Here is an 11,799-nt window from a genome sequence, read left to right as displayed (position 1 = left end):
CCCGAGATGTCGGACTTCCACCGCACTATATCAGAATAGAATGCCGCCCAGGCATAATGGAAAGACGTGATGGACAGCCGGTCGCCCGCCGCTGCCGTTGCACCGTGAACTGGGCGGACAGCAGCGGGTGACGCTCAAATATGTGTATCCCCAGCGCACCGGCCGACTGACACCGGTCTGCCGAGCTCCCCTCGGGACCGACAGGCCCGGACTGGACACGCAGCGTCCATCGACAGGTACACGCTGCAACGTCAGGACTGATAACCGCAAGGAAGGGCCAGTGGCCGCAAAGCAGACAAAGCCGTTCCACAAGCCAGCCGGTATGCTGCTGTCGAACCTGATCGAAGGCGGCCCAAGGTCACGATGTGACCGTCTGCGACGGACGGCTTCCAAGGTCGAAGCCGCCGATTTTCTGCGGTAGCGGTTGCCGGTGAAATAAGACGAGGAGACTACAAATGGACTGCAATCGAGCGCTGCTGCAGATTTCATCGATTGGCGCCGGCGTTTTCATGTCGATCTGTCTCACGGGCACCATAGCGACCGCCGCAGCCAAAGACCAGGACACCGCGGCAACCGTCGTTGCCGACCAGGTGCGAAGCCAAGGCTTCCGTTGCAAAAATCCGACTTCTGCGGAGCGCATTGAGGCCGAGTCCGCCCCCAATCAGACTGTCTACCTGCTCAAGTGCGAGGGCATGACCTACAGGGTGCTCTTGATTCCAGATCAGGCAGCTGAAGTGGCCAAAGTTGACTGAAGCCCAATGCGGGCCTCAGCGAGGAGACACTTCCATGCGAAATGGTCGGTCTTTCTCGAAAGAAAACTGCGCCGTCCCGCAAGTAACCGCCGCAGCCTTGCAAACAAAACACAACCCGGAAGCGGGCCAGTACCAGCTTAAGTAAATCGGTTCGATCGGAAGTCCATCAGCGAGGCTAGGGCATCCGATCGGCCATACGCCGGATAGACGGTTCCGCACGCGGAACGCGCCACGGCGCCAGGACCAAGCCTCGCACGGATCGCGACCATGTCAACTTTCAACATCCTCCGCAGGCACCGCGCCGTGCTGCTTTTCTCCGCCGTCCTCGTAGGGCCGCTCGCTGCTGGGGTCGCTCTGAACGCGAGTCTGGCCGATACGCAAACGGGGCCTTCACCGGTTGGCTCCGCCATTCCCGCTTCGGCCACCTCCTATGCTCCAATCGTTGCGACCGACAAGCCGGCGGTGGTGACGATCACGTCGATCGTGAAAACTTCATCGGCGCCCGATGATCAAATCCAGCCTTCAGACAGCGGTCTGTCGTCCGATGAGCCGTTGCCTCAATTCTTCGGCAATCGGGGAATCCCGGCACCCAAGGCACCACCGCAAGGAGCGACACAACTGGCGGAGGCGCTCGGTTCCGGCTTCATCATCAGCTCGGACGGCACCATCGTCACCAACAACCACGTCATCGACGGAGCTTCCGATATCACGGTGACGCTCGACGATGGAACCGAGCTGCCGGCGACCCTTGTCGGTCACGACGCAAAGTCGGACCTTGCGGTCCTGAAAGTAAAGGCTGGGAAGCTCCTTCCCACTGTTGCCTGGGGTAATTCCGACGGACTCAGGGCAGGCGACCCGATTCTGGCGATAGGCAATCCGTTCGGCATCGGAACGACAGTCACAGCGGGAATCGTTTCTGCCCGCGGGCGCGACCTCAACAGTGGTCCCTACGACGATTTCCTTCAGATCGACGCGCCGATCAACCACGGCAACTCGGGTGGACCTCTTGTCGACACCAGTGGTGCTGTCGTGGGTATCAACACCGCGATCTACTCGCCCAATGGCGGCAGCGTCGGCGTCGGATTTGCGATCCCTTCCAATGAGGCCAAACAGATCGTCGCCAAGCTGGTGAAAAACGGTTCGATCGAGCATGGGCTGCTCGGCATCGAGATGCAGCCGGTTACAACGGACCTCGCCAACGCCCTCGGTCTGCCGACGCCTGAAGGTGCTTTGGTCGCTCATGTCGGCGATGGATCGCCCGCCGCTCATGCGGGCATCGAGACCGGCGACGTCATCACCGGATTTGCCGGTCAAACCATCAAGGAGCCCAAGACCCTGTCTCGCGCCGTGGCGGATCTCACACCGGGAAAAAGGGAGGCGCTGTCCGTTTGGCGCGATGGGAAGACAGTTGCGTTGTCGGTGGTCGTCGGCGGCAATGACGACAGCGTCAAACAGGTGGCCGCAATCAACTCTTCCCAGCCGATGCATTCCAGTTTTCCAACACTCGGTCTGGCGCTTGGTGACCTCGATCAAACCGTTCGCCAGGCCTTGAATGTGCCTTCGCAGGTGCGTGGTGCCGTAGTCGAGGGTGTCGATCCGGACCAGCCGGCAGCCACCTCGGGGATTGAATTGGGCGACATCATCGTCTCGGTCAATCGCGTGCCGGTACAGACTGCTGAGGAGGCGAGCCAGACCATTAGCGCCGCAACAAAATCCAGCAAGAAGTCGGTGCTGCTGCTGATCAAGCGTGGCGAACAGCAGACCTTCATCGCCGTGCCATTCGGCCATGGTTGACATGAAATATAACGCGCCCGCCAATTGCGCCAGAAGCCAGATCTCCGATCAAGGGTAGAGAAGGTCAGAGCCAGCACAAAGTCTCGATCGAAGAGCGCTGGCTTCACAGGGGCGAGTTTCACGTACTGCGAAATTCCCAGCCAAACTGGGTCCCAGCCAGGCCGGGCCGTCCAGGGTCTATCCGAGGCTCCGCTGGTAAGCACTCGGCGTCAGGCCGGTCGCCTTGCGAAAAGCGGCGGTGAATGAGCTGGTTTCGCTATATCCGACAGTCAATCCGATGTCCGTCACCGAATGAGTGCGCGTCGCGAGGAGACCTTTGGCATGCTCGATTCGACGGCTGGTAAGGTACCGATGCGGAGGCATCCCAAAAGACAGCTTGAAGGCGCGGCAAAAATAGCATGGGCTCAACCTGGCAAGTTGCGCAAGAGTGGCGAGCGGCACCGGTTCGCCCAAATGCGCCTCGATATGCGCCGTGACGATCCGTTGCTGCCAAGCCGCAAGCCCGCCTCGAAGCTGAGGTTCGGCTCTCGGCGTCCCCTCGTGGAAACGGATCAGCTCATGAGCCAGGACGATGCCCAGTGCTTCCAGGTAGCACCGATTCTCCGGGGTTGGACTTTCGAGCGACCTCATCAGTTTGAGGGCTGTGCCCAAAAGCGTTGCGTCCTCAAAGAAAAGCTTCGCCGCGAACGTCACATCTGTCATGCCAGCGTTGAACGGAACTTGCAGCTTGGCAGGATCGAGATAGACAAACATGAGACGCGCAAACGTCCGCGGCGCATGCCATTCAAGATATTCGCGACCGGCGGGCACCAAGGTCAGCCGGCGGCCAAAATCCCGCAGTTTCGATCGGGGTAAACCTTCGACGAAGGTATCGCCGTCTTGCCGCGTGCCCTGCTCGTAGACCACCAGCAAGTGCATGGGCGCGCGAAACCGGAATTCGAATTTGTCACGACCGGCGGCTTGGACCACCTCGGCAACGATCCCATCCGAAATCGCCGTGCGACTGCTCACGGCGTCGGCTGAGGATATCTCGACACGGTAATCGGCCGCTTCGGTGCTCCGGCGCCGGAACTGCGCATGCGCCACGGAGTTGGTACGTTGTGCCTTTCCGCCGTTGAGCGGAGCACGCCAATCCGCCGACAGGAATGGTCCCGTTTGCTCCGGTCGCCGAGCATTGGCCGCGAAGGCAGCAATCGCGAGTGTATCGGTGTCACTGGAGGCAGGATTCATCAACATGGCTTGGCGCACATCCTTCGGGTTATCCCATCGGATGTCAGCGTAAGGCGCCGGCTATGATTTATCCCATTCTACATCCGTCGGTGGTTATAGAGTATTGGTTTGAACTACTCATACTTTGGTTTGTGATTGGACGTCACAATCCATAGTAATGGTATTTGTGCCGCACGGACCAGTTGGCCGCTTCTTCAATCGCGGCCGATCCCAGGTGATTGGTCGATTTGGCGCTACTGGATGTCATGCCTTGATGATCTTGAACGAGGTTTTCTGCACGGCTTGGGCTTTTTGACGTTCCGCGCGAAATCCGCAAGCTGGATGCAAAGCCGGCAAGAATGACGAAGCGCCGACGGCAAAAAGCACTAGGTTGCAGGTCGGCGCTGCGATCGTGGTTTCGATCCCATTCCGTCCACCATCGTGGCAGCGCTCCAACTCGTGCCAGGTCGATCCTGCGGGCCTCTCCCCTCCCTCGCCCGCTGATCGATTGTGAAGGCGCTCTTCCCCCCGGGAGCGTTTCTCACCGCTCGAGTTCTTGGGCCGATGACATGGCGTCATCGGCCCATCTTTTCCTCCTGCCTTCCGGGCAGAGTCGATTCACGATCGATCGCCGAAGCGCTGCCGGCGGTCGCAGCCCTCGGTGGTGCGACTAGCCAGCGCGATGTATCGCGCGATTCCGCAGACAGGGATCCGAAGTCGCAGCCGGCGCTCGACCGCTCATCGCGACGTCCTGGGCAGGGAGGAGTGAACAGCGCTGCCGGCAGTTCGCCAAGCCCTGTCACAGGTGAGGCCAACTCAAGCCGACGGCGCGTTCAGGGCAGCCTCAACCGCAATCACCGCGCCGCGCGAGGCCTTGTCATCAAAACCCGTTCATACCCGAAAACAGGTCGGAATCGGCCGAGGGATACTCGTCCCCGTTATTATTGGGTTGCGCTATGGGCTTCTTGGCCGATCTGGTTGTCGGTGCTTGAACGTGCCTCGGCAACAATGAGTGGTTGCTGTTTGTTCTTCGTTCGACATGATCGAACTTCGCCTGCGTGTGTCCACGAGGCGAACTTGCTGCAGCGGCCCAAGCGGTCGACAGCAGGACTGCCGCGACTGCAGCCGCGATTGAGAGAGAGCTCATGTATTTCACCCGTTGTTCTGTTGCACAGCCGGCGAAACTCGAATTGGCGACAGAATTGTCGCTCATGCCGGAGATGTTTATATAGGTTTCGAAACACGTCTCGAGGCACTATACGTAACACATCCGACTTGGCTGTAATTGTTTATCTTCATAGCCTTGGAGTATAATTCGGCAAACAAGAAGTGAGGCGAAGCACAAGGCCAGGGCGTTCCTCGTCGTCGACTCTCACCGATGGGTCCGAGGTCCTTGCATGGCGGCCTCGCTTCTAGCCGGGAGGGTTCCTGGTCATGTTCATACGCAACGCGGGGCGCGGTCAGTCGAAGATCGGCTTTCCGATCGCGTTCGAAAAGATGTTGCCGAGATAGAAGTGGAGCTGCGCGCGCACGCCGATGTCGCGCCCCGAACTCTCATTGATCGGAATGATCGCCTCCACCCCGAGTTGAGCGTACTCGCCCACCCAGATGACGCCAGGATTGATCGTGCCCGTGGTCTCTCCAGCCGACGGCCCGTCCAATGGCGTCTGCATCGCAAATTCCACCAGCGGCACCAAACCCTCGGCGAAGCGATGAGCATTCCCCTTGCCTACGGAATGCGAATTGGTGAGCAGGCTGTATTCCAGGGCAAAGCCCCATTGCAGGATGTCTGGGTTGTCGACCGAGGTGGCACCGGTCACGGTGGTGGATTCGGTTGGCAGTGCGACACCGAGGGTCGCGGTGACATTGACCGGGCGCAGCCATGCCATCGAGTCCGACAGATCGCCGAAGCCCTTGCCCACGTAAACGGTCGGCGTCAGTGTGGAGAACGACTTGGCAATGTCGGACGACCCGGTACCGCCCAGCGCCAGCGTGCCGCCTGCCGAGAGCACGAACTCATGCTCGGCGCTGGAATAGAGTTCGTACTGTGTGCCAAGCACCAGATTGTCGAAGCCCGCCCGTGTGCTCCCCTGATCGATCATGCGGTAGTTCGCGGTGAACGAGACCGACCAATCCGGGGTGATGAGCTTGCTGTAGGAGAAAGGAAAGTCGACCTCGCGCGAGGCGGTGTCAGGCAACTGCGTCAATTGGGGAAAATTGACGAAGTCGGCCGGGGTGGGAACGACGGTCGCCAGGGTAGAGGGAAAGAAGCGGTCTCCAACGTAGGACGCCGAGGCTTCCGAACTTGCAATGAGAGCCAATAAGAAGCTGGGCACCGTCAGGTGCCAGGCGCGGTTAGCCATCCCACTCTCCTACCGAAAAATTCACCCCTCAGGCCAGGCGCTCTTGATCACCTCGAAGCGCCGATGCCGAGCGCTTCGTCGTCCACGGGTTTCGCCTGCATCCACTCGCTGCAGGAATTGCGGACGGTCATCCACTTGGCCCCTCATGTATCGGACCGTCCGCCAGGGGCGCGTATGCCGACCGCAATCCAGCGGTACGGGGCACCCGAGCCTGACAGCCATTGCTATGCCCTGTTCTGCGAGGGCGGTCACCCGCAGCACGCCCATCCTCCGGCGGAGGACTTGTAGGGCCGCATCGACTTCCTGGACGCCATGCATTGAAATCCTCGTGGTCGAGCGTCGAGTGTTGCGCTCGAGCAAGGAAATATCTTTCGCAAACGCCGCTCTGGTTCGAGTTTCGCCCGTTGCGTTCCTTGGCTTGGCTTCCATGCAAAGCCGGCGTCGGGTGCTGATTGCGCTTGGCTCTGAGTGTGTTCGCCGTTCTTGCCGGGCATGTTCGTCCGACGCCTGCTCGATAAGACGCCATAAGTAACCATTTCACCAATTTGCTTACGCAGCCATACCAATGGATGATTCAAGTCTATGGCAAAATCTATGCATGCTTCCAAAAAGGAAGGAACAACGAATGAAATGTCTAAGCTGCGTGCATGAGGTGAAAATACCTCACCAGTACTACTTTTGCTCTCTGGAATGTTTCGACGAGACAACCCGCAACACCAAATGGAGGATGTTGAGCGATGGACTTCCGCCCACTGGTTTTCCTGCTGGTGGCCAGCCCCGCACTGGCTCAGGACCACACCTCCCACGTCCCGGCTGGCCCTCCCGAGGGCAACTACGGCCAAGGGCACGAGAAGTGGCACGACATCTACATGGGGATGCATAACACGCTGGGTGGCTCGTGCTGCCACGGCGGCGACTGTCGGCCAACGGTCGCCAAGTTCGAGGGTGGAAAGTGGTGGGGTAAACTCAATGGAGTATGGACGCCGATCGAGCCGTCCAGAAGGGTGCCTGAACATCCCTACTCATGGAACGAAACAGCCCACATTTGCGCGGCTGGGAAAAACGTCTACTGCTTCATACCCCCTAACAACGGGACCTGAACCTCCCCGCTGAGCCGCGAACCAAGCTCATAATACTGTCTCGCGTCGGCGGGCCGGACGAGCCGCGCAGGTCTGCCCCCGCATCGCGCGCAACGACTTGACGCTGTGCAATCCATGAGAACATGACCGAGGCAATCACGACCAATCGCGCCTGGAGCCTGTTCCATCCCGATGGAATCGGGACGGGCCCTATCTCAATGTCTGACCATGATCTTATCCTAAAACCGGTTCCCACTTGTCTGGGATCGTGGTCTAGCCGGCCGTGTGCGTCGTTTCGGAGAAGAGTTCGCCCTGCTCGGGTTCCACAGGCGGTGTTTTTGCGCCTCGCAAGCCCCCCAGGAATTTGCCGAGCCGCTCAAGATACAGGTAGACCACCGGCGTCGTGTAGAGCGTGAGAACTTGCGACAGCACCAAGCCACCCACGATCGTGTAGCCGAGCGGCTGGCGGATTTCCGATCCGGCGCCGGTGCCCAGCATCATCGGCACGCCGCCTAGAAGCGCCGCCATGGTGGTCATTAGGATCGGCCTGAAACGTATGGTGCAAGCCCGGTAGATCGACTCCTGCGGACTGAGGCCTTCGTTCCTCTCGACCTCGAGCGCAAAGTCGACAAGCATGATGCCGTTCTTCTTGACGATGCCGATCAGCAGGATAACGCCGATCATCGCTATCACGCTGAAGTCCATATGCACCGCCATCAGCAACAACAAGGCGCCGATAGCAGCTGAAGGCAGCGTCGACAGAATGGTAATCGGATGGATCAGGCTCTCGTAAAGTACTCCAAGGATGATGTAGATCACCACAAGCGCCACTCCGATCAGGATTGGCATGCCTGACAGCGCCGACTGAAAGGCCTGCGCATTGCCCTGGAAGCTGGTTGCGAGCGAAGCCGGCTTTCCGGCATCGCGCTCGAACTGCTGGATAGCGGCGACCACATTTCCGAGCGCCGCCCCCGGTTTTAGATTGAAGGAGATCGTGACCGCCGGGAACATGCCTTGATGATTGATCACGATCGGCGCAGCCTTCGTCACGCTGGTCACCAGGGCGCTTAACGGCACCTGCTGCCCTGTCGAGGAATTCAGATAGATATCCTTGAGCGCTTCGGGACCGTACTGGAATTCCGGGCTGACCTCGAGAACGACGTGATACTGGTTGAGCTGGGTAAACATCGTGGAGACGATGCGCTGGCCGAAGGCATCATCGAGCGTGTTGTCGATGGTCGATGGAAGGATACCGAAACTCGACGCGACTTCGCGATTGACGGTCACATCGAGTAGTGGTCCGGCATTCTCCTGATCGGTGGCGACGTCGACGATTCCCGGCATGCTTTTAAGCTTGTCGAGGAAGATCGGCGCCCAATGGTTGAGCTCGTTGGAATCGGCATCGGCCAGAGTATATTGATACTGCGTCTTCGAAACGCGACCGCCGACAGTGATGTCCTGCGCCGCTTGCATGTAAAGCGCTATGCCTTGGGTTCTGGCGAGTTGGGATGACAGCCGGCTGATCACCTGATCGGCGCTGACGTCACGCTGGTTGTTGGGCTTCAAGGCGATGTACATCGTCCCTCGATTGAGCGTGCTCCCGCCAGTTGCTCCTATCGAGGCTCCGACCGAAGCTACCGCCGGATCCTTCAGCACAGTGTCGGTTATCGCCTGCTGGCGTTCGGCCATGGCCGGGAACGAGATATCCTGGTCGGCCTCGGTGACGCCGATAATCAGGCCGGTGTCTTGTTGCGGGAAAAAGCCCTTCGGGATGACAACATAGAGATAGCCGGTGACGGCAATCGTTCCGAGCATGGCGAGCAGCACAACCAAAGTGTGCCGCAGCACGATCTTTAGACCCCGTTCATACAATCCAAGCAGCGCATCGAAGCCGCTTTCGCAGATAGTATACAGCCGCCCATGCCTGACATCGGCTTTATTCTTGAGCAGATGAGCGCACATCATTGGTGTCAGCGTCAGCGATATCACCAACGACAGGATCAGTGAAACGCTCACCGTCACGGCGAACTCCTGGAAGAGTTCGCCGACATAGCCCCCCATCAGAAATAGTGGAATGAACACCGCGATGAGCGACAGCGTAATCGAAACGATGGTGAAGCCGATTTCGCCCGAGCCCTTTAGCGCAGCCTGCATCGGGGTGAGGCCCTCTTCGACGTGGCGGACGATGTTCTCGATCACCACGACCGCATCGTCGACGACGAAGCCGACCGCGATCGACAAGGCCATGAGCGACAGATTATCGAGGCTGTAACCAAGCGCATAGAGCACGGCAAAGGTGCCGACGAGCGAAAGGGGCACGGTTACTGCGGGAATGACTGTGGCCCAGAAATTGCGCAGGAACAGGAAGATCACCATCACCACCAGAGCGACGGTCAGCATCAACGTGAACTGAACGTCCGCGACCGAGGCACGGATGGTTTGTGTGCGGTCTGAAACGACCGATACCTTGACGCCGGGCGGGATCGAAGCCTGTAGTTGGGGCAACAGAGCCTGGATGCGGCCGACCGTCTCGATCACATTGGCACCGGGCAGGCGCCGGATGGCCAGCAAGATAGCGGGCTTCTTGTCGAACCAAGCGGCTACAAAGTGGTTCTCCGGCCCGTCGATCGCGACGCCGATGTCGCGGATGCGGACAGGCGAGCCATTGCGATAGGCGACGATAATATCATTGTAGGGGTCAGGTTTGAGCAGTTGATCGTTGGTGTTGAGCGTGAAGGTTTGACGCGGGCTATTGAGCGTGCCCTTTGCAATATCAACATTGGCCTCGCCGAGCACGTTGCGAACATCTTCAAGCCCAATGCCGCGGGCCGCGGCCGCCTGCGGATTGATCTGCACACGGATCGCCGGCTTCTGCTGGCCGCCGATGCCGACAAGACCGACGCCGGAGATTTGCGAGATCTTCGGCAGCAGGATGTTTTCCGCATAGGCATCGACCGTCGTCAGCGGCAAGGTATCGGATGTCAGCGCGAGCACCAGGATCGGCGTATCCGCCGGATTAACCTTGCGGATGGTCGGCGGATAGGGGATGCCCAGCGGCAGATCGGGGCTGGCGGCATTGATCGCCGACAGCACGTCAACCGCTGCACTGTCGACGCTCCGGTTGAGGTCGAACTGAACGGTGAGCTGTGTGCTGCCAAGCGCGCTGGTCGAAGTCAACTGGGTCACGCCGGGGAGTTGGCTTATCTGTTGCTCAAGCGGGGTAGCTACCGACGACGCCATGGTTTCGGGATCGGCGCCGGGCAACTGCGCTGATACCTGAATCGTGGGAAAGTTGACGTTTGGCAGGGATGCGACCGGCAGAAGCTGATAGGTAGCGAGCCCGCACAGCAGCAGGCCCACCATCAGCAGGCCTGTCGCGATCGGCCGGTGAATGAAAGGGGCCGAGATGTTCACGGGATCGCTTGCTGCACTGCGCTTTGCAAGGCGGCCTCATCGGCGGCCTTGCCCTGCAGCACTTGGACGGGGGTACCCTCCGCGAGCCTGTACTGTCCGTCGACCACGACAGTTTCGTTCGCCTTGAGACCGGAATCGATGAGAGCTTGTCCCCCGGTCAACTGAGCGACAGTGACAGGCCGCATCTGCGCGGTTCCATCAGGTGCGATCACGTAGACATAGGGACCGTTCGGACCTTGCTGTACCGCCGAGCCGGCGATCGTCAGCCCCCCAGAGCGGGTATCAAGAAGCAAACGCGCATTCACGAGCGCACCCGGCCAGAGTTGCTTCCCGGCGTTCGGAAACGTGGCCCGGAGGCGGATCGTACCCGTCGTCTGGACGATCTGGTTGTCGACAAGCAGGAGTTTGCCTTCGTCGAGCTTGGTCTTGTCGTCCTGGCTGTACGCGAAGACCGTAAGCGGCCCCTTGGTCATCTGCTGCTGGATTTGAGGGAGGGTTTCCTCGGGCAGCGTAAAGATCAACGAGATCGGTTGGATCTGCGCAACGTCGACCAGACCAAAAGTATCGGTCGGATGAATGATGTTGCCTTCGTCGATCTGCCGGATACCCGTTACACCGTCGATCGGCGAGGTCAGACGGGTGTAGCTGAGATTGATCTGAGCGGCCTGTAACAGAGCCTCGTCTGCCTTGATTGTCGCCTGGAGCTGGATGACCTGAGCCTTCTGCGTGGCCACCAGCTGGGAAGTGGCAAAGCCTTTCGCCAGCAGTGGCGTGTAGCGGTCCAGATTTGCCTGCGCATTGACGAGTTGCGCCTGGTCGCGATCGCGGGTCGCGGTAATCTGATCGATTTGTGCCTGATAGGGATCAGGGTCGATCTGTGCCAGCAGATCGCCCTTTTTCACTGTCTGACCTTGCGTGAATGCGATCTTCGTAATCGGTCCTGAAATCAGGCTGTGCACCACCACGTTGTTGTAGGCGATCACCGTTCCTACTCCGCGAAGGTAGATCGGCACGTCGTGACTGGCCACTTTTGCGGCAACGACCGGAACCGCCGGCGCAGGAACAGAGGCCGCCGCAGGTTCGGAAGGATCGTAGACATGCTTGGCTGCAAACCCAACGCCGCCGATCAAGATCAGCAGCGCGGCAACAATGACAGGTCGCTTGCGCATCGAGGGCTCCTAACAAAGA

Annotated in this window: 6 protein-coding genes; 2 read left to right on the top strand and 4 right to left on the bottom strand. The window is 59.5% G+C overall.

Going from position 1 to position 11,799, the window contains the following annotated elements; all coding sequences use genetic code 11:
* The first annotated feature begins 455 nt into the window (after window positions 1–455).
* Both AC1D1N_RS23715 and AC1D1N_RS23710 read left to right on the top strand, forming a co-directional pair.
* Entirely contained in the window at window positions 456–752 is a 297-nt protein-coding gene (locus tag AC1D1N_RS23715; protein ID WP_477351409.1) for a hypothetical protein, read from the top strand.
* Window positions 753–1,019: 267 nt separating this feature from the next.
* On the top strand, window positions 1,020–2,546 hold the full coding sequence (locus AC1D1N_RS23710) for a DegQ family serine endoprotease (protein WP_477351407.1): 1,527 nt from the start codon (window positions 1,020–1,022) through the stop codon (window positions 2,544–2,546).
* 177 nt (window positions 2,547–2,723) lie between these two features.
* Here AC1D1N_RS23710 and AC1D1N_RS23705 read toward each other — a convergent pair whose 3' ends face one another.
* The 4 genes from AC1D1N_RS23705 to AC1D1N_RS23690 form a co-directional block, all read right to left on the bottom strand.
* Window positions 2,724–3,782 carry a helix-turn-helix domain-containing protein gene (locus AC1D1N_RS23705; protein WP_436258340.1) on the bottom strand — a complete coding sequence of 353 codons (1,059 nt, stop codon included), beginning with the start codon at window positions 3,780–3,782 and terminating at the stop codon, window positions 2,724–2,726.
* Window positions 3,783–5,215: 1,433 nt separating this feature from the next.
* Window positions 5,216–6,118, bottom strand: coding sequence for a hypothetical protein (locus AC1D1N_RS23700; protein ID WP_477351405.1), 903 nt, complete (start codon window positions 6,116–6,118; stop codon window positions 5,216–5,218).
* 1,352 nt (window positions 6,119–7,470) lie between these two features.
* The gene (locus tag AC1D1N_RS23695; protein WP_477351403.1) at window positions 7,471–10,611 is read right to left on the bottom strand and encodes an efflux RND transporter permease subunit; all 3,141 of its coding nucleotides are present in this window, start codon (window positions 10,609–10,611) and stop codon (window positions 7,471–7,473) included.
* Window positions 10,608–11,780, bottom strand: coding sequence for an efflux RND transporter periplasmic adaptor subunit (locus tag AC1D1N_RS23690; protein WP_112563180.1), 1,173 nt, complete (start codon window positions 11,778–11,780; stop codon window positions 10,608–10,610). The genes AC1D1N_RS23695 and AC1D1N_RS23690 overlap by 4 nt, the downstream gene beginning before the upstream one ends.
* Window positions 11,781–11,799 lie beyond the last annotated feature (19 nt).

This window comes from Mesorhizobium sp. P2_B5 (assembly GCF_056404775.1).
This window is presented reverse-complemented; position numbering and strand designations above follow the sequence as displayed.